The following is a 23,426-nucleotide window of genomic DNA, read 5'->3' on the forward strand; positions in this document are numbered from 1 at the left end:
GCGCTCCTCAAGCCTCTGCCGCCGCCTTGATGGCGGCGCGGATGCGGGGATAGGTGCCACAGCGGCAGATGTTGCCGGACATGGCGCTGTCGATGTCGTCGTCGCTCGGCTTGGGCGTGCGGGCCAGGAGCGCGGCGGCCGACATGATCTGGCCGGACTGGCAGTAGCCGCACTGGACCACCTCGAGGTCGAGCCACGCGGCCTGGACCTTCCGGCCGGCCTCGCTCTCGCCCACCGCCTCGACCGTGGTGACCGGCCGGCCGGCGACGGCGGCGACGGGCATCACGCAGGAGCGGACGGGCTGGCCATCGACATGCACCGTGCAGGCGCCGCATTGCGCGATGCCGCAGCCGAACTTGGTGCCGGTGAGACCGACGACGTCGCGCAGCACCCAGAGAAGCGGCATGTCGTCGGGCACGTCGACCGCCCGCGTCTTGCCGTTGACGTTGAGTTCGATCATGCCGCTCACCATGTCGTCGAGGAGGTGCGGATCGCCGTTGGCGACGCGCTCGTAAGGAGGTATCGGTTCGGCCCCCAGTTTCAAGTCGTTCTAAGACGATTCACAAGGGGCGCCGACACATCACCGAGCCGTCGCGGCTTGAAGTCGCAGGGCGGCGGATCATCCTTCGGCCAGAGGCGCAGCGGAGACAGGGTTTGAGCACAGCGGCAGCCACCATGGGCAAGGACGACGCAGGCGGCGGCTTCTTCTCGATCCATCGCCACGGCTTCGTGCGCGCGGCGGTGGCGACGCCAGTCGCGGCGGTCGGCGACCCCTCCGCCAACGCGGAGCGGACGATCGCGCTCGCACGGCAGGCGTCGGAGGCGGACGTCGACCTTCTCGTCTACCCGGAGCTCAACGTCTCCGGCTATGCGCTCGACGACCTGCATCTGCAGGACGCGCTCCTTGCCGCGACGGAGGCGGCGCTCGCGCAGATCGCCGATGAGACGGCAGCCTTGCACCCGGTCCTGCTCGTCGGCGCGCCGATCCGCCGCGAGGGCCGCATCTACAACTGTGCCGTCGCGATCGCACAGGGCCGGATCCTCGGCGTCGTGCCGAAGAGCTTCCTGCCGAACTACCGGGAATACTACGAGAAGCGCTGGTTCGCCTCGGGCGCCGGCCTCGCCGGGCTGGACATCCGGCTCGCCGGACAGACCGCGCCCTTCGGCCCCGACCTCCTGTTCGAGGCGAGCGACCTCGACGGCTTCCTCTTCCATGTCGAGATCTGCGAGGATTACTGGGCCCCGGCCCCGCCCTCGACCCTCGGCGCCCTCGCCGGTGCCCTGATCCTCACCAACCTGTCGGCCTCCAACATCACCGTCGGCAAGGCGGTCGACCGGGCGCTGCTGTCGGCCTCGCAGGCGATGCGCTGCACAGCCGCCTATGTCTATTCGGCCGCCGGCAGCGGCGAGAGCACCACCGACCTCGCCTGGGACGGTCAGGGCTCGATTCACGAGATCGGCGACCTCCTCGTGCAGTCGGAGCGCTTTCTGACCGAACCGCAGCTCGCAGTCGCCGACATCGACACGCAGCGCATCCGGCTGGAGCGCATGCGCACGCCGACCTTCAACGACGCCGCGGCGCTGGCCGGCCACCCGGAGACGCGCTTCCGGCGCGTGCGCTTCGAGCACCGGCCGCACGGCCGGGACGTCGGCCTGCGCCGACCGGTGCGGCGCTTCCCCTTCGTCCCCAATTCGCGCGAGCATCTCGATCAGGACTGCTACGAGGCCTTCAACATCCAGGTTGCCGGCCTCGCCAAGCGCTTCGAGGCGACGAAGAGCGAGCACATGGTGATCGGCGTGTCAGGCGGGCTCGACTCGACCCACGCGCTGATCGTCGCCGCGAAGGCCTGCGATCGCCTTGGCGTGCCGCGCTCGGCGGTGCTCGGCTTCACGATGCCGGGCTTTGCCACCGGCAGCGAAACGAAGGCCAACGCCTGGGCGCTGATGCGCGCGCTCGGCGTCACCGGCGAGGAGATCGACATCCGACCGGCCGCCCGCCAGCTGCTCGCCGACATGGGCCATCCCTTCGCCGAGGGCGAGCCGGTCTACGACGTCACCTTCGAGAACGTCCAGGCGGGCCTCAGGACCGACTATCTGTTCCGCCTCGCCAACCAGCGGCGCGGCTTCGTGGTCGGCACCGGCGACCTGTCAGAGCTGGCGCTCGGCTGGTGCACCTATGGCGTCGGCGACCAGATGAGCCACTACGCGGTCAACACCGGCGTGCCGAAGACGCTGATCCAGTACCTGATCCGCTGGTGCGTCTCGAGCGGCCAGTTCGACGCCGCCGCCGGCGAGATCCTCACCGCCATCCTCGCCACGGAGATCTCGCCGGAGCTCGTGCCGGCCGACGCGAGCGGCGCGATCCAGAGCACCGAGGCCAAGATCGGCCCCTACGAGCTGAACGACTTCTTCCTGTTCCACGTCCTGCGCTACGGCCTGCCACCGTCGAAGGTCGCCTTCCTCGCCTGGCATGCCTGGCGGGACACCGGCGAGGGCCAGTGGCCGGCGGGCCTGCCGGAGTCGGCCCGGCACGCCTACGACCTCGCGACGATCCGGCACTGGCTGGAGCGATTCCTCTTCCGCTTCTTCGAGATCAGCCAGTTCAAGCGGTCCGCGCTGCCGAACGGTCCGAAGGTCTCGCCCGGCGGCAGCCTGTCGCCGCGCGGCGACTGGCGGGCCCCTTCGGACGGTACGGCGCGGACCTGGATCGACGAGCTGAACCGCAACGTTCCGCACACCACCACCTGAGACAACCACGAAGGGAAACGCCATGGATCTCGGCATCAAGGGCCGCACGGCCGTCGTCTGCGCCTCGAGCCGCGGGCTCGGCTATGCCTGCGCCAAGCATCTGGCGGAGGCCGGCTGCACCGTCGTCATCAACGGACGGGACGGCGCCCGGCTGGACGCGGCCGCGGCGACGCTGCGCGAGGAGACCGGGGCCGAGATCGTCGGCGTCACCGCCGATCTTGCCGACCCGGCCGGCCGCGACGAGCTGCTGGCGGCCGTCCCGCAGGTGGACATCCTCGTCAACAACAATGGCGGGCCGCCGTCGCGCGACTTCCGTCAGATCGACCACGCGGGCCTGCTGAAGGGCGTCGAGGGCAACATGCTGGTGCCGATCGCGCTCGTGCAGGCGGTGATCGACGGCATGATCGAGCGCCGCTTCGGCCGGATCGTCAACATCACCTCCGGGTCGGTGAAGGCGCCGCTGCCCGGCCTCGACCTGTCGAGCGGCGCGCGGGCCGGCCTCACCGGCTTCCTCGCCGGCGTGGCGCGGCAGGTCGCGCATGCGAACGTGACGATCAACTTCCTCCTGCCGGGCGCCTTTGACACCGACCGCCTGACCTCGCTGATGACGACCGCCGCCGAGAAGAGCGGCAAGGACCTCGACACCATCCGCGCCGAGCGGGCCGGCAAGGTGCCGTCAGGACGCATCGGCGTGCCGGACGAGTTCGGCGCGGCGTGCGCCTTCCTGTGCTCGGCGCATGCCGGCTACATCGTCGGCCAGAGCCTCCTGGTCGATGGCGGCGCCTTCCCCGGCGTCCTCTGAGGCCAGCGCATGGCGCTGTTCTTCACGAGCGACACGCATTTCGCCGATCCGCGGGTCCTGAAGATCGACCGGCGGCCGTTTCCCTCGCTCGCGGCGCACGACGAGGCGCTGATCGAGCGATGGAACGCGGTGGTCGGCCCCGCCGACACGATCTGGCATCTCGGCGACTTCGCGCGGGCGGGCCGGCCGAACGTCGAGGCGCTGCTCGCGCGCCTCAACGGCGAGAAGCACCTGATCGTCGGCAACAACGACCCGGAGACGACCGTGACGGCGCAGGGTTGGGCGAGCACCCAGCACTATGCCGAGATGGAGATGGACGGCACCCTCTTCGTCATCTGCCACTACCCGTTCCGCACCTGGAACAAGATCGGCAAGAAGTCGGTCGACCTGCACGGCCACTCGCACGGCAAGCTGACGCCGATTCCGCGGCAGTACGACCTCGGCGTCGACGCCTGGGACTATCGGCCGGTGACGCTGGCCGAGGTGCTGGCGAAGCGGCGGCGCGGGAGCGCCAGGACAACGACGACCGCCGCCGACGATGCGGCGGCCGCCGGAGATTGAGCGGCCTCAGTAGTCGACGACGCCGTCGAGCGCGTAGTGCTTCACCGTCTTGCGGTTGGCGATCAGCTCGTCCACCGTCGGCTCGCCCTTGATCGCCCGGCTGATGGCGAGCTTCGTCGCCTCGTAGTTGGTGCGGTAGAGGTCCTTCAGGTCGAGGTTCGCGTCGGTCGGGCAGCGCGGGTCGAGCCAGATCATGATGATCATGCAGAGTTCGTCGGCCTCGTCCTTCGGGATGATCCCCTCGGCGAGGCAGTCGACGATCGCATCGCCCGTCGCGCCCTGGACGACGCCGCCGAGCAGTTCGGCATAGGCCATGTCGTGGATGGTGACCTTGGTCGTCATCATCGTCGACGGGCGGACGAGCTGATTGAGGTCGCGCACCACGAACATCCGGGTGTGCCCCTGCACCTGCCCCATCATCGAGGCGAAGGCCTGACCCACCGGCCCATGCACCGAGCCGATCAGCACCTCCGGCATGGCATCGGTGAATTGTCCTTCGGCGGCGAGCACCGTCGCTTCGCCCGTCCGGAACCAGATCTCGCTCATTTCGCACACTTCCTTGATCGCCAGCGGAATCATCGCGTCGGGATGCATGCTTGCGCGAGCCGGCGCCGGCGGACAAGTCATGGCGCCGGCGCGTCGACCCGCGAACCGTCCTCGTTGCGCAAAGCGAACGAAAATGATGCCGGTGCGGCCTCGCCGCCATGTTCGCGCCACGCTGCATCGGCTAGAGCTTGAGTTGGCCTCGCCTGCGACGAGGGACCGCAGTGCGGGGCGCAGGGCGACCGACGGCTGGAGGACGCGGCGATAGACGGGCTTGGCGGAATCGAGACGGTCGAAACACGCCTGAAGGACGAAGGGTTTTGCGCGTCTGGGCTGGGGCCCGTCGCGACGTGGCCCGCGGCCCTGCGCCGCTATGTCGAGCTGGCGATGGCCTCGCGCGATGCGATGTACGTCGCCTGGGGGCCCGACCTCGCCTTCATCTACAATGACGCCTACGTGCCGATCTTCCCGGACCGGCATCCGACTGCGCTCGGTCGTCCGTTCGGCGATGTCTGGTCCGACATCTGGCCCCGCTTCGGGATCGTCGTGAACCGCGTCCTCGCCGGCGAATCGATGCGGTTCGAGGAGGACCATATTCCGATGCTGCGCGGGGGGCGGCTGCAGGATGCCTGGTTCACCTATTCCCTCACACCGCTGCGCGACGACACCGGCGCCGCCCAGGGTCTTCTCTGCGTGACCCGGGAGGTCACCGATGCGGTGCTGACGCGGCGGCGCGAAGAGGCGGCCACCGCCGCGCTTCAGGCTCGCACCGAAGCGCTGTCGATCGTCAACGAGGCCGGCGCGAAGATCACGGCCGAGCTCGACATCGAGCGCGCCGTGCAGGTGGCGGTCGACGCAAGCGTCGAGCTGACCGAGGCGGAGTTCGGCGCCTTCTTCTACAACACCGTCGACGCGGCCGGCGAGAGCTACATGCTCTACGCCCTCGCCGGTGCCGACCGGAATGCCTTCTCCCGGTTTCCGCATCCGCGCAACACGGACATCTTCGCGCCGACGTTCCGCGGCGAGGGGATCGTGCGCTCCAACGACATCACCCAGGATCCGCGCTACGGCCGCAACCTGCCGCACAGCGGCATGCCGGTCGGGCATCTGCCGGTGCGCAGCTACCTCGCCGTCCCCGTCCGCTCGCGCACGGGCGACGTTCTCGGCGGCATTCTCCTCGGCCATCCAGAGGCCGGACGCTTCGACGACGCCTCGGAGGCGAGCCTCGTCAGCCTGGCCGGTCAGGCCGCGGTCGCCATCGACAACGCCCGGCTGCTGCAGTCGGCCGAACGCGAGCTGCGCCATCGCCGCCGCGCCGAGGAGCAGCTGCGGCAGCTGAACGAGAACCTCGAGGCGCGTGTCGCGCAGGAGATCGCCGAGCGCCAGCAGGCCGAACGTGCCCTGCAGCAAGCCCAGAAGATGGAGGTGATCGGCCAGTTGACCGGCGGTGTCGCCCACGACTTCAACAACCTCCTCCAGGTCGTCTCCGGCAACCTGCAACTCCTCAACAAGGACGTCGCGGGCAACGCGCGCGCCGAGCGGCGCATCATCAACGCGCTGGCCGGCGTCGAGCGCGGCGCCAAGCTCGCCAGCCAGCTGCTTGCCTTCGGGCGGCGGCAGGCGCTCGAGCCGAAGCCCGTCGATCTCGGCCGGCTGCTCACCGGCATGGACGATCTCCTGCGCCGTTCGGTGGGAGAAGCCGTCTCGATCGAGACGGTCCTCGCCGACGGGCCCTGCACCATCTTCGCCGACCCGGTGCAGGTGGAGAACGCGGTCCTGAACCTCGCCATCAACGCGCGCGACGCCATGGAAGGCTCTGGCCGGCTTACGATTTCCGTGGCAGTGGCGACGCTCGACGAGCCTGCGCGCCGTCTTCATCCGGAGATGGCGCTCGGTCCCTACGTCTCGCTTGCGATCACCGATACCGGCTGCGGCATGGATGCTGAGGTGATGTCGCATGTCTTCGAGCCGTTCTACACGACGAAGGCCGAGGGCAAGGGCACGGGTCTCGGCCTCTCGATGGTCTACGGCTTCGTCCGCCAGTCGGGCGGCCACGTCGCGATCGACAGCGCGATCGGCCGCGGCACGACGGTGACCCTGTTCCTGCCGCGGTCGGAGTGCGCGGAGGACGTCGCCGGAACCGACCATCAACCTGACGCCGTGCACGGCGCCGAGACCATTCTTGCGGTCGAGGACGATCCGGAGGTCCGACTGACCGTGGTGGAGATGCTCAAGGACCTGGGCTACGACGTGCTCGCGGCGGACAGCGCCGAAAGCGCCCTCGCGGTCATCGACGGCGGAGCCGCGATCGACCTCCTGTTCACCGACGTGGTGATGCCCGGCGATCTGAGGAGCACCGAACTCGCCGAGCGCGCCCGCGCGGCACTGCCGGGGCTCGCGGTGCTCTTCACCTCCGGCTATGCCGAGGACGTCATCGTCCATGACGGACGGCTGGACGCCGGGGTCGAGCTTCTGTCGAAGCCCTACACGGAAGCGGCGCTCGCCACCAAGCTCCGGCAGGTGCTTGCGCGCGCCGCGAGCGCGAACGCCGCCGCGGCGGAGCCGCCGTCGATCCTTCTCGTGGAGGACGAGGCGATCATCCGCATGAGCACCACCGAACTCCTGCAGGACGCCGGACACCGCGTCACGGCGTGCGCGAGCGCGGAAGAGGCGCGCGGCGAGCTCGCACGCGGCCCGTTCGACATCCTCGTCACCGACGTCTCGCTGCCAGGCGAGTCCGGCCTCGAGCTTGCCGTCGAAGCGCGGCGCCTCAGGCCGGAACTCGGCGTGATCTTCGCCACCGGCAAGGACTCGGTGCCGGCCCTCGATGGCGGCACCGTGCTTCTCAGGAAGCCCTATGACGCGGCGCAGCTCGCCGAGGCGATCCGCCGGCTCGGACCGGCCGCAGCCGCCGCCAGCCGCCCCTCACCCTGACCGAGACGCTCTGCAGACACCGGCGCGGGGATCCGCCGCGTCTCGCCGCGGCACCCGCGTGGCGAAATCTCAGCGCGTCGCCCGTCGACGCCGCGGTGCCTTGGCCTTCTCCTCGCCCTTCGACGGCTCGCTCTCGATCACGACGTCAGAGACGACGCCGCTCGCGGCCGGCTCCGCCGGCGCTCCGACCGGTGTGATCGAGCCCGGCTCGAAGCTCGCCACGACGTCCTCGCCGCCCCCCGCGAGTTCCTGTTCGGCCTGCCGCCAGTGCTGGGTCTCGCGTCCCTCGACACGCCCCTCGTTCATCCAGATCTCGTAGGCTCGCTGCCGGATCTGTTCTTCGTTCGCCATCGTGATTGCTCCAGCTCACCGCAGGGGAGTGCCGCAACGCGCATCCCGCGGGATATCCGAATCATCGGCAAAAACGCCGCCGCAACCTTTGATATAACCTGCCGGTCCAGCCGCAAATGCCGCCGCAACCTTGAAGCGGTGGAAAATCATGCGGAGCGCCACGGCCATCTCTCGTCAGCGCGCCCTCACCGCGCCGGGCCAGGCGTGCGTCGGACGAAACCGCACGTCGCACCGGACGAACCGACGAGAGCGCCCGGCGTTATCCCGCGAACTGCAACGGAGGTCCCAGCCATGGCGAAGGCTCAATCGGACGAACAGCAGGCGACCGTCGCGCGGGTGATGCACGAGTTCAAGGACGGCGAGCTCAAGATCGGCGGCAACGGTCCCAAGGTGAAGAGCCGCAAGCAGGCGGTGGCGATCGCTCTCGAGGAGGCCGGGTCGAGCAATCGCGAGAGCTCCGACACGAAGCAGAAGGCGCTGCGCCGCACGAAAGCCAAGGAGGAGAAGGGCGAGACCGCCGAGGCCGAAGCCGAGGGCAAGGCCGCACAGGATCGGACGCTTCGAAAGCACGGCGCTTCGTCCGGTTCCTCGCCTGCGGGCGGCAAGACCAGGGACGAACTCTATGCCGAAGCACAGAAGCGCGGCATCGAGGGCCGGTCGAAAATGTCGAAGCAGGAGCTCAAGCAGGCGCTGCGGACCTGACGCCGCAGGCAGGGCGTGCGATCCCCCCGGTCTCCATCCAAGTCGCCGCAGCCGTATACAAAATTTAACATGGCGGCCGCTTCTGGCACTGCAGCAATGGGAGTAGTTTCACCGATGCTGCGCATCCTGCGTCGGCTTGTGCTTGGAGACGCCGTCGCATGCGGGTCGTTGCCGCTCTCTTCCTCGTCGTGGCGGCTCTGGCGGGTGCCGTCTACGTCTTCCCCGACCGGGTCGTCGCGCTGACGCAGGAGGTGGCGGCACTTTCGCCCCGGGCGAGCGCCCCCTCCTCCGGTTCCAGCGACAGCGCCGGGTCGGGCCCTCATCGTCGTGACCGCGGATCGGCTTCGAGCGGTGGCGACACCGCGACATCAGGCGCCGGACGTGGTGCCGACGCCGGCGCCGCTGGTGCCTCCGGCAGCGGCCAATCGGGTGGTGGCAGTGGCGGCGGACGCTCCGGCGGCGGCGGCGGCCGTCGCGGCACCTCGACGCTGACGGTCGGCACCGTCGTCGCGACGACCGGTCAGCTGCCGATCACCCGCACGGCGATCGGCTGGGTGCAGCCGCAGCAGACGACCAGTCTCTCCAGCCGCTCGCAGGAGGTGGTCTCCGACCTCGCCGCAAAGGACGGCGCCCGGGTCAAGGAAGGCGATCTTCTCGTCAAGTTCGACGACCGCCTGCAGCGCGCCACGCTCGCCAAGGATCAGGCGACGCTTGCCAAGGACGAGGCGACGCTCGGCCAGGCGCAGGCCGACCTGCAGCGCACCCAGAACCTCGTCGACAAGGGCGCCGGCACGCGCCAGTCGCTGGAGGACGCGCAGGTTGCGCTGAAGGGCGCGCAGGCAACGGTCGACGCCGACAAGGCGACGATCGCGGCGGACGAGGTCAACGTGTCCTACACCGAGCTTCGTGCGCCGTTCAGCGGCCGTCTCGGCGCCTTCTCGATCGCCATCGGCGCGCTCGTCCAGCCGGGCAACTCGATCGTGACGATCACCAAGCTCCGGCCGATCGACGTGCGTTTCGCCATGCCGGAAGACACCTTGCACGCCGTCTATCAACAGATGCGCGACGGGACCGGCACGGTCTCCGTCACCCCCAGCGGCTCGACCGATCCGCCGACGCTGGGGACGCTCAGCTTCATCGACAGCGCCATCGACCAGGCGTCCGGCACCTTCGCCACCAAGGCGACGATGGCCAATGACGACTTCCAGCTCTGGCCGGGCGAGTCGGTGCGGGTCGAGGTGGAGCTCGGCAAGACCGCGGATGGCGTCCTCGTCCCCAGCGTTGCGGTGCAGCCGGCGCAGGAGGGCTCGATCGCCTACGTCGTCAACGACCAGAAGAAGATCGAGATCCGTAAGGTCGAGGTGGCTTATGCATCGGGTGAAACCACCAGCGTCACCAAGGGCCTGGCTGCTGGCGATCACGTTGTCGTAGAGGGCCAGCTGAACCTCACGGACGGCATGGCGGTGCAGGAGAAGGTGATGCCGGCGGAGGGTCAGCCGGCACCGGGCAACGGCCCGGCGGAGACCGCCGACGCGTCGACGCCGAGCCGGGCGACGCAGCCATGATCCCGCAATACTGCATCCGCCATCCCGTCGCGACGACGCTGCTGGCGCTCGGCATCATCCTCGCCGGCCTCGCCGGCTACCGCCTGCTCCCCGTGGCGGCCTTGCCGCAGGTCGACTTTCCGACCATCAACGTCTCGGCGCAGCTCTCCGGCGCCTCCCCCGAGACCATGGCGACGGCGGTGGCCACGCCGCTGATCAAGCAGTTCCAGACCATCTCCGGCATCGACACGATCAGCGCCTCGAGCTCGCTCGGCTCGACCTCGATCGTCCTTCAGTTCAGCCTCGACCGCGACATCGACGCGGCCGCCGCCGACGTGCAGTCGGCGATCACCCGCACGCAGCGCCAGCTGCCGGACAACCTGACCACGCCACCGAGCTACCGCAAGGTGAACCCGGCCGACGCGCCGGTGCTGCTGCTCGCCGTGCAGAGCGACAACATGCCCCTGTCGCAGCTGGACTCGATCGCCGAGAACATCATCTCGCCGAGCCTCGGCACGGTGGCCGGCGTCGCCCAGGTCTCGGTCTATGGCAGCCAGACCTACGCCGTGCGCGTCGAGCTCGATCCGAACAAGCTCTACTCGCGCGGGCTCAGCGTCGACCAGGTGAGCGACGCGCTGGCGGCGGCCAACAACCAGGCCCCGGTCGGCACCATCCAGAACAGCTCGCAGGCGCTGACCATCACCGCGCCGACCCAGCTGACCGACGCCAAGCAGTTCCGCTCGCTGATCGTCGCGGCACCCGGCGGCAACCCGGTGCGTCTCGAGGACATCGCCCGCGTCGAGGACAGCGTCGAGAACACCAAGACCGCCAGCTGGTTCGACAACAAGCGCGCGATCGTCCTTGCCGTGCAGCGCCAGCCCGACGCGAACACCGTTGCCGCCGTCGACGCGGTGAAGGCCCGCCTGCCGGCCCTCCAGGAGGAGATCCCGAGCTCGGTCAGGATCGACGTCATGAACGACCGTTCGACCTCGATCCGCGCGGCGGTCGACGACGTGCAGTTCACGCTGCTCCTGACGATCGGCCTCGTCATCCTGGTGATCTACCTCTTCCTCGGCCGGCTCGTCGCGACGATCATTCCCGGCCTCGCGGTGCCGCTGTCGCTGATCGCCACCTTCGGCGCGATGTACGTGCTCGGCTATTCGATCGACAACATCTCGCTGCTCGGCCTCACCCTGTCGGTCGGCCTCGTCGTCGACGACGCCATCGTCATGCTGGAGAACATCATCCACCACATGGAAAAGGGGATGAAGCCGTTCGAGGCGGCGATGCTCGGCTCGCGCGAGGTGTCCGGCACCATCGTGTCGATGTCGATCTCGCTGATCGCGGTGTTCCTGCCGGTCGTGCTGATGGGCGGCGTCGTCGGCAAGGTGTTCAACGAGTTCGGCATGGTCGTCGCCATCGCCATCACCGCCTCGGCCTTCGTGTCGCTGACGGTGACCCCGATGCTCTCGGCGCGCCTGCCGAAGGATTCCTCACCCTCGACGCGCGGGCTCGTCGGCGCCTTCGAGTGGGGCTATGTCCGGGTGCTCAAGGGCTATGACCGGAGCGTGCGCTGGTGCCTGCGGCACCAGGGCATCATCATGATGCTCTTCGTCGCCACGATCGCCGCGACCTACGTCCTGTACACGAGCATGCCGACGAGCTTCTTCCCGACGGAGGACATCGGCCAGCTGCAGATCTCGACCCAGGCGCGGCAGGACATTTCGTTCGACGCCATGGTGAAGCTGCAGCGCGAGATGGCCGACGCGGTCGCCAAGAACCCCGCGGTGGACCACGTCACGCCGATCGTCGGCGGCGGCTTCCGCTCCGAGACCAATTCCGGCTCGATGTTCGTGCAGCTCAAGGACAAGGACCATCGGCCGCCGCTCGACACGACGCTCGGCGAGCTGCGCAAGAGCCTGTCGGGCATCGCCGGCATCAAGAGCTTCATCACGCCCGTCCAGAGCCTGCGCTTCGGCGGCCGGTCCTCGCAGAGCCAGTATCAGCTCGTGGTGCAGGCGCTCGACACCGCCAAGCTGTCGGAATGGTCGGCGCGCCTGCAGGACGCGATGACTTCGGACCGGCTGTTCACCGACGTCGCCACCGACGCCGAGAACAGCGCGCTGCAGGCCGAAATCGTCATCGACCGGGACAAGGCGAGCGCGCTCGGGATCACCGCAGAGTCGCTGCGCAAGACGCTGCAGGCGGGCTTCGGCGGCTACACGGCGGCCAACATCCAGTCGACCGGCGACAGCTACGACGTGATCATGGAGTTCGACACGTCGCTTGCCTGGAGCGACCAGTCGCTGAACAACATCTACATCCGCACGTCGGCAGGCACGCTTGTGCCGCTCTCGACCATCGCCAAGATCCGGCGCACCAACGGCCCGGTGACGGTGAATCAGACGGGGCAGCTGACGTCGACGACGATCTCGTTCAACCTGCCGGAGGGTGTCGCACTGGGCGATGCCACCGCCGAGATCGACCAGCTGAAGCGCCAGATCGGCCTGCCCGGCGACGTCTACACCTCCTATGGCGGCTCGGCGCAGGTTTTCCAGCAGTCCTCCGGCAGCCAAGGCCTGCTGATCCTCGCCGCGGTGCTGACGATCTATGTCGTGCTGGGCGTCCTCTACGAGAGCTTCATCCACCCGCTGACGATCCTCTCCGGCCTGCCCTCGGCGGTGCTCGGGGCGTTCCTCGCGCTGAAGCTCTTCGGCTTCGACCTGTCGGTGATCGCCATCATCGGCCTGCTGATGCTCATCGGCATCGTGAAGAAGAACGCGATCATGATGATCGACGTCGCGCTGGCGAACCTGCGCGACGAGGGGCACACGCCGGCGGAGGCGATGCACGATGCCTGCGTGCGCCGCTTCCGGCCGATCATGATGACGACCTTCTGCGCGCTCCTCGGGACCCTGCCGATCGCCATCGGCGGCGGCGCGAGCGCCGAGTTGCGCCAGCCGCTCGGCGTCGCCGTGGTCGGCGGGCTCGTGGTGTCGCAGATGCTGACGCTGTTCATCACGCCGGTGATCTTCGTGCAGATCGAGGGGCTGCGGGCCCGCACCGGCCGTCTCGTCGGCCGGCTGCGTGGGCGCAGATCCCGGTCCGAGAACCGGCCGGACGAGGCGGTCCGCGGCGACCTTGTGCTCCACCCGGGCGAGTGAGGGCGGGCGGCGGAAGTGCCGACCGAAGCTCGAACTCCCGCACCCGAGAGGCCGCGACGGCTGACCCCGCCGCGCCCCGGTGCCGCTCTCAGCGGTCGACCGTCGCCATGCGCGCGTCGCTGTAGCGCTGGCCGGAGACCGCCTCGGCCTTCAGCGCCTCGTCGAGCCGCCGCAGGTCGTCCGGCGTCAGCGCGAGATCGGCAGCCGCGACGTTCTCCTCGAGATACGCCGCCCGCTTGGTGCCGGGGATCGGCACGATGTCGTCCCCTCGCGCCAGGATCCAGGCCAGCGCCACCTGCCCGGCCTTCGCGCCGTGCGCGGCGGCAACCTCGTGCACCACACGGGCGGCGTTCATGTTCGCCTCGAAGTTCGCGCCCTGGAAGCGGGGGTCGTCGTGGCGGAAGTCGTCCGCCGGCAGGTCCTCGGCCCGCTTGACGTTTCCGGTGAGGAAGCCGCGCCCCAGCGGGCTGAACGGCACGAGGCCGATGCCGAGCTCGCGCAGCGCCGGGATCACGTCCGCTTCGAGATTGCGCTCCCACAGCGAGTATTCGCTCTGGACCGCCGTCACCGGATGCACCGCGTGGGCGCGCCGCAGGTTGGTGACACCGACCTCGGACAGGCCGAAGAAGCGCACCTTGCCCGCGGCGACAAGGTCGCCGACGGTGCCGGCGACGTCCTCCATCGGCACCTTCGGATCGACCCGGTGCTGGTAGAGGAGATCGATGTGGTCGGTCCGCAGCCGCTTCAGCGAGGCCTCGACGACGTCGCGGATGTGGGCCGGACGGCTGTCGGTGCCGGCCGACTTGCCGTCCTGGATGTCGAAACCGAACTTGGTCGCGATCGTCACCTTGTCGCGGCGATCCTCGAAGGCCCGACCGAGCAGCTCCTCGTTGTGGAACGGTCCGTAAACCTCGGCCGTGTCGAACAGCGTCACCCCGAGCTCGATCGCCCGGTGCAGGGTGCGGATCGACTCGGCCTCGTCGGCGGCGCCGTAGGACTGGCTCATGCCCATGCAGCCGAGGCCCATGGCGGAGACTGTGAGGCCCTGACGGCCAAGCGTGCGGGTGGGAAGCATGGTGCGGACCTCGGTCTCATAAATTACGTTGCGGCGATAGATAGCGATGGAGACGCTCGACCCAAGGGGCGGCCGATCGACGTCGGACACGGACAACCGCCAGCACCTGTCGAAGCCGCTTCCACGGCGGACGTTCTTGTCCTAATCTCAGGGCGAGCATCAGTCTGGAGACGCATCCATGACGGGCATCACCAAAACGCCTCGGTCGCCGGAGGAACACGACTCCGACGACCTCCGGCGTCAGACCTTCGACACGTTCACGCTGCCGGGAGAGACCGATCCGCCGACCGGGGATCGCTTCGTCTGTCCGCACGGCGCGCATTACGGTTGGGTGCGCATGACCATGGGGGAGGAGATTCCGGAGTGTCCGGTCCACGGCGTGACGCTGGTCCGGGCCTGAGGGGTGCTGAAGGTCGCGGAAGCCTTGGCAGGCGAGGCTGGGAAGAGCCTGTGGCTGCGGCTGCTGTCTCCGGCCTTCGCCTTCTGTGTGCTCGGCTGGCTCGCCGTCTCCGGATCGCTGCGGGACGCCAATCATCTGCTCGATGCGTGGGATCGGCTCGGCAGCGCCTATCAGAACGGGCGCATCTTCGTCGTTCTGGCGCTCTTGCTGTTCGCCATGGCCGTGTCCGGCTGGCTGGTGCAGGCGCTGACCCTTCCCGTGTTGAGGCTGCTCGAAGGCTACTGGCCTGAATGGCTCGGCGTCCGACAGGCCTGCACCGTGCGCCAGCGGCGACTGTTCAAGCGCGATCGCATGCGGTGGGGTTTGCTGGAGGCGAAGAGGCCGCTCGACGACCGCGAGCGACGCGAAAGGATCCGGCTCGACTTCAAGCTCCGCCGGTTCCCGATCGAGGCGCGAATGATGCCGACCCGGCTCGGCAACATCCTCTGCAGCGCGGAAACCAGGCCCATCGACAAATACGGCCTCGACACGGTGTCGTGCTGGCCAAGCCTTTGGCTGCTGATGTCCAAGGAGGACCGCGAGCTGATCGGTTCGGCGCGCGCGGCGCTCGACGAGGGTGCGCGCCTCTTTCTGTGGTGCGTCCTGTGTCTCGTCTGGGCGCCCTGGGTCTGGTGGATCGTCCCGGTCGCGCTGCTGGGCGCGGCTCTCAGTCACTGGGCGCTCTCGGCGTCCGCTCGCGACTATGCCGATCTCGTGCTCGCCGCCTTCGACGTGCGGCGACTCCAGCTCTACGAAGCGTTGGGGTGGCCGAAGCCGAAGACACCGGCCGAGGAGCGCCAGATCGGCGAGACCCTGTCGCGCTACCTGCTGAGGGGGTCCGATGCCGTCACGCCGGTCTTCACCTTCAACAAGCCCCCGGCTCCCGAGCCTCCTGCGCAGCTGACGGTCGAGCGCCTGGAGGTGACCGTCACCGAAATCGTCGGCGTGAGCGGCCTTGCGCGCGCCGGCGAGTGAAGCGGCAGCCGGTCCGCCGTCAGACGGCGGCGATCGCCGCCAGCACCTCGTCCTCGACCTCGATGCCCTCGGCGGCGGCCCGGCGCCGCGCCGCGAGCCCCCGTCGACCCGGAACGCGCGCCCCCGGCTCGGCAGCGATCATCTCGGCCATGGCCGCGAAGCGCGCGACCGCGCCGGCGCCGCCGACGGCCGCCGGATCGATCGCGATGATGAGATGCCCGAGCCCGGGCGGCGGGCCCTGGTCGTCGAACAGGCTGGAGGCCTGCGTGGCGTAGTTCGCGCCGGTCAACCCCGCCGCCAGCATCTCCACCATCATCGCCAGCGCCGCGCCCTTGGCATCGCCCGAGGGCACCATCGTGCCCGCCATCGCCGCCTCGGCGTCGGTGGTCGGTCGCCCCTCCTTGTCGAGCGCCCAGCCCTCGGGGATCGCGACGCCCTTCTGCCGCGCCGCCATCACCTTGCCGCGCGCGACCTTCGACAGCGACAGGTCGACCACTACGGGATCGCCCTCGCCCACCGGGGCGGCGAAGGCGATGGGGTTGGTGCCGAACATCGGCGTGAGCCCGCCCCAGGGCGCCATCGCCGCCGGCGCGTTGGCGACCATCAGCGCGACGAGCCCCGCCTCGGCGAAGCGCTCGACCGTCAGGGCCATCACCCCGGCATGATGCGAGTTGCGGATCGCGGCGAGCGCGACTCCGGCTTCGCGAACCAGCGCCGGAAGCTCGGCGACGGCGAGATCGAGGGCGGGATAAGCGAAGCCATCGCGAGCATCGATCCGCAGCACGCCGGCCCGCGCGTGTTCGGCGACGGGCACCGCAAAGCCGTCGGTCTTGCCGGCCTTGGCCTGGCCCGCATAGGCCGGCACCCGGCGCAGGCCGTGGCCCCCCTGTCCCGAGGCTTCGGCGGCGACGAGCGCACGGGCGACCGAGGCCGCCTGCGCCTGTCCGGTGCGGGCACGCAGCATGGCATCGATCACAAGGGACTGAGCGGCATCTAGGGAGAGATTCGGCACGGGTGGGCGGCTCCGCTTCGGGATCATCTGCCATCGCCCAGACGACGCGTTGCAGCAAGAGCCGCCGCACAACCCGCCCGCCCGTCGCTCGCCGACCGCGAGCGATCCGTCCGCCCGAGTGGCCCGATCTTCACCCTGTGCGCCGACCGCGCCTGCGCCGGCTCTTGATCGTCCCCGCATATGCCGGTACGGCCAAGGCCCAATCTTTTCCTGTGACGAGACCGCGCGCAACGGACGGCACCCCGCCTCCGGTCCGCCGTCTCTCCGAACCGCACGGCGTCGGCGACGACGCCCGAGACCGACGAGACGATCATGGCGACCGACGACACCTCCCCGACCTTGTCCTCCGATCCGCTGGAGGTGCGGCGCCAGAAGCTCGATCGCCTGATCGAGATGGGGATCGATCCCTATCCGGCGCACTTCCATCGCACGATCACCAACGCGGCGGCGGCAGAGGCCTATGCGGACCTCGCCAACGATACCTACAGCGGCGACACGGTCACCGTCGCCGGCCGCGTCTACTCCTCGCGCAACAGCGGCATGTTCATCGATCTGCACGATGCCAGCGGGAAGCTGCAGATCTTCTCGCACAAGGACACGACGCCGGAGGCGGCTCGCGCGCTGCTGCCGCTGATCGACATCGGCGACATCATCGGCGTCACCGGCAAGGTCCGCCGCACCAAGCGCGGCGAGCTGACGGTCGATGCCGACGTCATCACCATGCTCTGCAAGACGCTGCGCCCGATGCCCGAGAAGTATCACGGCCTCGCCGACGTCGAGCAGCGCTATCGTCGCCGCTATCTCGACGTGATGGTCAACGAGGAGAGCCGCGAGCGCCTGCGGGCCCGCAGCCGCATCCTGACCGGCATCCGCACCTTCATGGCGGCCGACGGCTTCATGGAGGTGGAGACGCCGATGCTCCACCCGATCTATGGCGGGGCGACGGCCGAGCCTTTCGTGACCCACCACAACGCGCTCGACCTCGACATGTACCTGCGCATCGCGCCGGAGCTCTATCTCAAGCGGGTGCTCGTCTCCGGGCTCACCGACAAGGTGTTCGAGGTCAACCGCAACTTCCGCAACGAGGGGCTGTCCACCCGGCACAATCCCGAGTTCACGATGCTCGAGGCCTACTGGGCCTATGCCGACTACGAGGACGTCATGGACCTCGTCGAGCGCCTGTTCGGGACGCTGGTGAAGGATCTCAACGCCGGCTCGACCACCCACGCCTACGGCGATCAGCAGATCGACTTCACCGGCCCGTTCAGGCGGCTGCCGATGCCGCAGGCGGTGCTGGAAGCGACCGGCATCGACTTCCTGGCGATCGATACCGACGAGGCCGCGCGCGCCGCCGCGACGGCTAGGGGCTTCGAGATCGACCCGACCTTCACCTGGGGCGAGACCCTCGCCTTCCTGTTCGAGGAAACGGTCGAGGGCACGCTGATCCAGCCGACCCACGTCACCCATTTCCCGAAGGACATCTCGCCCTTCGCCAAGGAGATGGCCGAGGACCGGCGCCTCGTCGAGCGCTTCGAGACCTATTGCAACGCCTGGGAGATCTGCAACGCGTTCTCCGAGCTGAACGATCCCGTCGAGCAGCGCCGGCGCATCACCGAGCAGGTCGAGCAGGCGCATGCCCGCGGCGAGACCGAGCGAAAGCTCGACACCGACTTTCTGGAGGCGATGGATCACGGCATGCCGACCGCCGGCGGCCTCGGCATCGGCATCGATCGCCTGACCATGATCCTGACCAACGCCAGGTCGATCCGCGACGTCATCCTGTTCCCGACGCTGAAGCCGGTGTGAGCGGCAATGCTCCGGCCCGGCGAGGTCGGAGCGCCGGGGCAGCATTCCCGACAGCCGCATGATCGACAGCCTCGCGGGCACGGCCTATCTGTCTTGCCAGCGCCGCCAGGCGCGGATGCAGCGGGGCATCAGCCGCATGATCACGTCGCACAGTGGTATCGAACTTCCGTCGACGCTGGAGGAGTGGTGCGACCCGCGCCGCATGGCGCTCGTCGTCTACGACATGCAGGTCGGCATCGTCCGGCAGATCAAGAATGCCGACGCGATCGTCGAGAAGGTCGGAGCGGCGCTCGAAGCCGCCCGATCGGTCGGCATGCGTGTGGCCTACATGCGCCACGTTTCGCTGCCCCTGGCCTGGATGGGCCGGACGCAGTTGCGGACCGCGATGGCATGGCAGCGGCAGAGGGACCCCGACGCCGTCTCGGCCTGGTTTCTCCGGGATGCTCCGGCAAGCCAGATCGTGCCGGAACTCGCGCCGCGGGCCGAGGATGCCGTCTTCGACAAGCTGACGATGTCGGCCTTCGACGCGACACCGCTCGCCTATGCGCTGCGCGACTGCGGATTGAGCGCCGTGGCGCTTGCAGGCATCGCGCTCGAGATCGGCATCGAACCGACCGCCCGACAGGCAACGGATCACGGCTTCGTCGCCGCGGTCCTCGCCGATGCCTGCGGCTTCGGCAACGCGGCAGCCGCCGAGCGCTCGCTCGCGACGCTCGGCTTCATCGGTGAGGCCATCGTCACCGACACTGCGTCCTTCGTCGATGCCGTGTCGCGGCGGGAGGCGCCGTCAGCCGCCTGAGCGCCGGGCGGTCAAGCGGCGCCCGGCTTGGACGTCCCCTTCTTGCCGGCGTTCGCCGCCGCGGCCGCCTGCATCAGCGCCTTGAACGCCTCCGCATCGACCATCTCGCCCTCGCGGATGTCGATGGCGCGGCGGACATTGCCGTCGAGGCTGGCATTGAACAGCCCTGCCGGGTCGTGCAGCGACGCCCCCTTTGCAAAGGTGAGCTTCACCACGGCCTTGTAGGTCTCCCCGGTGCACAGGATGCCGCCCTGAGACCAGGTCGGCACGCCCCGCCACTTCCACTCCTCCACGACGTCCGGCACGGCCTCCCGGATGAGCGCACGCATGCGCGCCAGCGTCTCGCCGCGCCAATCGGCGAGCTCGGCGATTCGTGCGTCGATCTTTTGCGACGGATCGAGGTCCCGCAGTCCGTCCTCTGCCATGACAACCTCCCCGAATCGTAAGGCGCGCGCCAGGTGCGGCGTGGCAAGTGCAAAAAAGTTCCACATCGCGTGGAAAATTTGTCGTCGCACCACATCGCTGCCACAGATCACAGCTTCCATGACAGGGCGGTAAGGAAATAATTTGGTTACCATGTTGAGCGAGACTGTTCGCCAAGCATGGTATGGGGTGATGCTGGCCGGTCGGCGCCGAGGGGGCGCGCGGGCAGACGCCGGAACGATTTGGGGACACCACTTGGCCGGAACGACCAATGAGGGGGATCGACGGGTGAAGCGACAGCACGTGCGCAGGCGTCGTGGCTCCATGGGACGCGTCGCCCTCGCCGGAGTTGCCTTGACGGTCGCGGGCGCGGCGGTCGTCGCCGGCTCGTTCGAGAACCTCAGCCCGGCCGGGAAGACGGCCGTTCTGCCGCTGATGCCCTCAGCGGTCGCCGAGCGACTGAAGCTGGTGAACGCCGCGCCGCAGGCCGTCGAACCGGCAGCTCCGTCCGCGGGGCCGGCGCCCGTGCGTGTCGCCGCGCTGCAGCCGCCGACTGCTTCCATCACCGACTTCGTCGAAGCCCAGCGCGGCGGCCGCGTCTTCCATGCGCCCGCCGCCGAGAGCGCCGCGGGGCTGGCAGAGCGTGGGAACCGCGTGGTGCATCACGCCCAGCCACCGCAACTGCAGGCGCATGCCGCGACCACCCCGGCGCGTGCGAAAGCCGCGGCCCGGGTTGCGGCGCACACCGACGCCTCGTCCGAGCCGAGGGTTGCCGCTGTATCGCCCAAGCTCGTCCACGACCGGTTGGCGGACCTGTACGCAAGGCTCGACCAGGACGCCGCATCGGCGGCAACGGCCGCATCGGCGGCAACGGCCGCGTCGGGCGCGAAGGCCGCCGTCACCGCGATGGCCGCCGCCACCCCGCCGGCCGGCGCCGCGCTGCTGACGCCGGTGTCGCTGCCGGTCCCGGCGCCCCAACCGGCCGCGCCGATCGAGGTCGCATCGCTGGAGGCACCGGCTCCGGTGCCGGCAGAGGAGACGCGCCCGCCGGTCGCGGCCCTCGGCTATGCACCGGCCGTGCCGGTCCCGTCTTTCCGCAGCTCCATCGCAGCCGAGATCGAGGCCGCGGTCGCCGAGCCGGCGGTCGAGGCAGCGACGCCGGTCGCCGTGCCCGTCGCGCGCCCGGCGAAGCCGGCCACGCCGGATCGCCGCCTCGCCAGCCTCGAGCCGCAGTCCGTGCCGCGCCCCGGCGAGACGGCGGACGATGCCAGCGACGAGCCGGACGCCCCCGCGGCGAGCGCCAAGCCGGCTGCCCCCGTGCCGGTTCCCGGAACGCAGCCGAAGAAGGCGACCGCGCTCGCCTATGCCCGGCCGAGCGCGCCCGGCACCAGCGAGGGCGGCGGCTTCTTCGACCGGCTGTTCAATCGCGGCAAGTCCTCGCAGATGCCGGGAGCGGGTAGCGGCGTCGCCGTCTACAGCATCAAAGACCAGGCGGTGTATCTGCCGGGCGAAGACAAGCTCGAGGCCCATTCCGGCCTCGGCCACATGCAGGACAACCCGCGCTACGTCGACCAGAAGAACAAGGGTCCGACGCCGCCGAACGTCTACAACCTCGTCATGCGCGAGCAGCTGTTCCACGGCGCGCAGGCGATCCGCCTGCTGCCGGCCGACGGACAGAAGAAGTTCAACCGCGACGGTCTCCTCGCCCACCCGTACATGTATATCGGCGGCGGCGACCGCTCGCAGTCGAACGGCTGCGTGGTGTTCAAGCACTACGAGCAGTTCCTGCAGGCCTTCCGCAAGGGGCGGGTGAACAAGCTGATCGTGGTCAAGAGCCTCGACGACCTGCCGACCTACATGGCCGCCCTCTAGGCCGAGCGCGCCGACCACTCCAACCGATCGGCGACCCATGATCTACGATGGCACTCTCGGCCTCGTGCGCGTCCTCGTCGTCGGTGTTCTGGCTTATCTGACGCTGGTTGCGGTGCTGCGCGTCAGCGGCAAGCGCACACTTGCCAAGATGAACGCCTTCGACTTCGTGGTCACCGTCGCACTTGGATCCACGCTGGCGACGGTGCTGCTGTCGAAGAGCGTCGCGCTCCTGGAAGGCGCCCTGGCCTTTGCCCTTCTCGCCGCGCTGCAGGCGCTCATCGCGTGGCTGTCGCAGCGCTCCGAGCGGGTCGAGCAGGTGGTGAAGTCATCGCCCCGCCTCCTCCTGCGGGACGGCAGCGTCGACAGCCACGCCCTCGCCGCGGAGCGGGTGACGATCGAGGAGGTCAAGGCCGCCGTCCGCAAGAGCGGGATCGGCGACCTTGCAGACGTCGCGGCCGTGGTTCTGGAGACCGACGGCAGCTTCAGCGTCATCAGCCGTTCGGCCGCGGGCTCACGGTCGGCCTTTCCCAGTTCCTGACAAATGCCTGCGTTCCGCGATGCGCCTCAGATCGTGCCGGTGCCGCCATTGGCGCCAAACACGCTGCCGTCCGTATAGCTCAGCTCGCCCGAGGCGAGCGCCACGTAGATCGGGCCGAGCTCGGCCGGCTGACCGGCCCGCCCGAGGGGCGTATCCTGGCCGAACTCGCCCATCTTGCCCGGCAGTTGGCCGCCGGCCACCTGCAGCGGCGTCCAGACCGGCCCCGGCGCCACGGCGTTGACGCGGATGCCCTTCTTGGCGAGCTGTTTGGCCAGACCCTTGGTGAAGATCGCGATGCCGCCCTTGGTGGTGGCATAGTCGAGAAGCTCCTTCTCCGGGCTGAAGGAGTTGACCGACGCGGTGTTGATGATCGCCGCACCGGGTTTCATCAGCGGGATCGCCGTCTTGGTGATCCAGAACATCGCGTAGAGGTTGGTCTTCAGCGTCCGGTCGAACTGCTCGAAGCTGATCTCGTCGATCGACTCCTTCGACTGCTGGTAGGCGGCGTTGTTGACGAGGATGTCGAGACCGCCGAGGTCCTGTTCCGCGCGCTTCACGAGATCGACGCAGAAGGCCTGGTCCGTCAGGTCTCCGGGGATGAGCACCGCCTTGCGGCCCTCCGCCTCGATCAGCTGGCGCACGTCCTGCGCGTCCGGCTCCTCGTCGGGGTGGTAGTTGATCGCGACGTCGGCGCCCTCGCGCGCGAAGGCGATGACGGCGGCGCGCCCGATGCCGGAATCGCCGCCGGTGACGAGCGCCTTGCGCCCGGCGAGCCGGCCCGAGCCACGATAGGTCTTCTCGCCGCAGTCGGGCACCGGATCCATGTTCTTCTGCAGGGCCGGCCAGGGCTGGTGCTGCTCCTTGAACGGCTCGCTGGTGTACTTGGTCTGCGGGTCGACAGGCGCGGCGGCCGCACTGGATGCCTGTGCACGCGCCGGCGAAGCCGCAGCCGCGGCTCCGGCAGCGCCGGTCGCGGCGGCCATCTTGAGGAGGGTGCGGCGGCTGGTTTCCTGGGTCATGATACACCTCCGGGGTTTGTCGCCCCGTAAGTTGCCCGCACGCATTAAGGTTCAGCCGTTGCGACGGCCGTAGCCTTCACAAGCGCGGGAGGCTGACCGTGTTCACGGCACGCCGACCG

The 23,426-nt window shown here is 69.2% G+C and carries 20 protein-coding genes; 13 read left to right on the forward strand and 7 right to left on the reverse strand.

Translation table 11 applies throughout. The features are described from left to right. Window positions 1–7: 7 nt before the first annotated feature. Window positions 8–460 carry a (2Fe-2S)-binding protein gene (locus NPA30_RS14560; RefSeq protein WP_256803610.1) on the reverse strand — a complete coding sequence of 151 codons (453 nt, stop codon included), beginning with the start codon at window positions 458–460 and terminating at the stop codon, window positions 8–10. Window positions 461–675: 215 nt separating this feature from the next. Between NPA30_RS14560 and NPA30_RS14565 the strand changes: the two genes are divergently transcribed. Genes NPA30_RS14565 through NPA30_RS14575 form a run of 3 tightly spaced genes read left to right on the forward strand, consistent with a single transcriptional unit; the run spans window position 676 to window position 4,111 of the window. Then, complete coding sequence (locus NPA30_RS14565) at window positions 676–2,748, forward strand: NAD(+) synthase (protein WP_256803611.1); 2,073 nt, start codon at window positions 676–678, stop codon at window positions 2,746–2,748. Between the two features lie 22 nt (window positions 2,749–2,770). Continuing rightward, window positions 2,771–3,550 carry an SDR family oxidoreductase gene (locus NPA30_RS14570; RefSeq protein ID WP_256803463.1) on the forward strand — a complete coding sequence of 260 codons (780 nt, stop codon included), beginning with the start codon at window positions 2,771–2,773 and terminating at the stop codon, window positions 3,548–3,550. A 9-nt stretch (window positions 3,551–3,559) separates the two neighbouring features. Continuing rightward, the gene (locus tag NPA30_RS14575; RefSeq protein ID WP_256803464.1) at window positions 3,560–4,111 is read left to right on the forward strand and encodes a metallophosphoesterase family protein; all 552 of its coding nucleotides are present in this window, start codon (window positions 3,560–3,562) and stop codon (window positions 4,109–4,111) included. A 6-nt stretch (window positions 4,112–4,117) separates the two neighbouring features. Here the strand turns inward: NPA30_RS14575 and fae are convergent, their stop codons facing one another. Continuing rightward, entirely contained in the window at window positions 4,118–4,657 is a 540-nt protein-coding gene (gene fae / locus NPA30_RS14580; protein WP_256803465.1) for a formaldehyde-activating enzyme, read from the reverse strand. 384 nt (window positions 4,658–5,041) lie between these two features. Here fae and NPA30_RS14585 point away from each other — a divergent pair, with 384 nt between their 5' ends. After that, entirely contained in the window at window positions 5,042–7,588 is a 2,547-nt protein-coding gene (locus tag NPA30_RS14585; protein ID WP_372338815.1) for a response regulator, read from the forward strand. Between the two features lie 69 nt (window positions 7,589–7,657). Here the strand turns inward: NPA30_RS14585 and NPA30_RS14590 are convergent, their stop codons facing one another. Beyond that, a complete protein-coding gene (locus tag NPA30_RS14590; RefSeq protein ID WP_256803466.1) occupies window positions 7,658–7,939 on the reverse strand; it encodes a DUF2934 domain-containing protein in 282 nt (93 codons plus the stop codon). A gap of 291 nt (window positions 7,940–8,230) precedes the next feature. Between NPA30_RS14590 and NPA30_RS14595 the strand changes: the two genes are divergently transcribed. The 3 genes from NPA30_RS14595 (at window position 8,231) to NPA30_RS14605 (ending at window position 13,349) form a co-directional block, all read left to right on the forward strand. Beyond that, complete coding sequence (locus NPA30_RS14595; RefSeq protein WP_256803467.1) at window positions 8,231–8,641, forward strand: DUF6496 domain-containing protein; 411 nt, start codon at window positions 8,231–8,233, stop codon at window positions 8,639–8,641. A 158-nt stretch (window positions 8,642–8,799) separates the two neighbouring features. Further along, a complete protein-coding gene (locus tag NPA30_RS14600; RefSeq protein ID WP_256803468.1) occupies window positions 8,800–10,206 on the forward strand; it encodes an efflux RND transporter periplasmic adaptor subunit in 1,407 nt (468 codons plus the stop codon). After that, entirely contained in the window at window positions 10,203–13,349 is a 3,147-nt protein-coding gene (locus tag NPA30_RS14605) for an efflux RND transporter permease subunit (protein WP_256803469.1), read from the forward strand. The genes NPA30_RS14600 and NPA30_RS14605 overlap by 4 nt, the downstream gene beginning before the upstream one ends. Window positions 13,350–13,437: 88 nt before the next feature. Here the strand turns inward: NPA30_RS14605 and NPA30_RS14610 are convergent, their stop codons facing one another. Further along, on the reverse strand, window positions 13,438–14,424 hold the full coding sequence (locus NPA30_RS14610; protein WP_256803470.1) for an aldo/keto reductase: 987 nt from the start codon (window positions 14,422–14,424) through the stop codon (window positions 13,438–13,440). Between the two features lie 178 nt (window positions 14,425–14,602). On the opposite strand from NPA30_RS14610, the gene NPA30_RS14615 reads away from it, so the two are divergent. Continuing rightward, a complete protein-coding gene (locus NPA30_RS14615) occupies window positions 14,603–14,824 on the forward strand; it encodes a hypothetical protein (protein WP_256803471.1) in 222 nt (73 codons plus the stop codon). A 24-nt stretch (window positions 14,825–14,848) separates the two neighbouring features. Then, on the forward strand, window positions 14,849–15,838 hold the full coding sequence (locus NPA30_RS14620) for a hypothetical protein (protein WP_256803472.1): 990 nt from the start codon (window positions 14,849–14,851) through the stop codon (window positions 15,836–15,838). Between the two features lie 19 nt (window positions 15,839–15,857). On the opposite strand, the gene NPA30_RS14625 is transcribed toward NPA30_RS14620, so the two are convergent. Continuing rightward, a complete protein-coding gene (locus tag NPA30_RS14625) occupies window positions 15,858–16,802 on the reverse strand; it encodes an Ldh family oxidoreductase (protein WP_372338816.1) in 945 nt (314 codons plus the stop codon). 360 nt (window positions 16,803–17,162) lie between these two features. Here NPA30_RS14625 and lysS point away from each other — a divergent pair, with 360 nt between their 5' ends. After that, on the forward strand, window positions 17,163–18,656 hold the full coding sequence (lysS, locus tag NPA30_RS14630) for a lysine--tRNA ligase (protein ID WP_256803474.1): 1,494 nt from the start codon (window positions 17,163–17,165) through the stop codon (window positions 18,654–18,656). Between the two features lie 58 nt (window positions 18,657–18,714). Continuing rightward, the gene (locus tag NPA30_RS14635; protein ID WP_256803475.1) at window positions 18,715–19,455 is read left to right on the forward strand and encodes a cysteine hydrolase family protein; all 741 of its coding nucleotides are present in this window, start codon (window positions 18,715–18,717) and stop codon (window positions 19,453–19,455) included. 11 nt (window positions 19,456–19,466) lie between these two features. Here the strand turns inward: NPA30_RS14635 and NPA30_RS14640 are convergent, their stop codons facing one another. Next, a complete protein-coding gene (locus NPA30_RS14640; protein ID WP_256803613.1) occupies window positions 19,467–19,880 on the reverse strand; it encodes a DUF1801 domain-containing protein in 414 nt (137 codons plus the stop codon). Window positions 19,881–20,232: 352 nt separating this feature from the next. Here NPA30_RS14640 and NPA30_RS14645 point away from each other — a divergent pair, with 352 nt between their 5' ends. Together NPA30_RS14645 and NPA30_RS14650 are read left to right on the forward strand one after the other, a co-directional pair. Further along, window positions 20,233–21,750, forward strand: coding sequence for a DUF2778 domain-containing protein (locus NPA30_RS14645; RefSeq protein ID WP_256803476.1), 1,518 nt, complete (start codon window positions 20,233–20,235; stop codon window positions 21,748–21,750). A 37-nt stretch (window positions 21,751–21,787) separates the two neighbouring features. Beyond that, a complete protein-coding gene (locus tag NPA30_RS14650; protein ID WP_256803477.1) occupies window positions 21,788–22,288 on the forward strand; it encodes a DUF421 domain-containing protein in 501 nt (166 codons plus the stop codon). Window positions 22,289–22,314: 26 nt separating this feature from the next. Here NPA30_RS14650 and NPA30_RS14655 read toward each other — a convergent pair whose 3' ends face one another. After that, on the reverse strand, window positions 22,315–23,307 hold the full coding sequence (locus NPA30_RS14655) for an SDR family oxidoreductase (RefSeq protein ID WP_256803478.1): 993 nt from the start codon (window positions 23,305–23,307) through the stop codon (window positions 22,315–22,317). Window positions 23,308–23,426: the final 119 nt, after the last annotated feature.

The sequence above is a fragment of the Mangrovibrevibacter kandeliae genome (genome assembly GCF_024519155.1).
GTDB lineage: Bacteria > Pseudomonadota > Alphaproteobacteria > Rhizobiales > Rhizobiaceae > Mangrovibrevibacter > Mangrovibrevibacter kandeliae.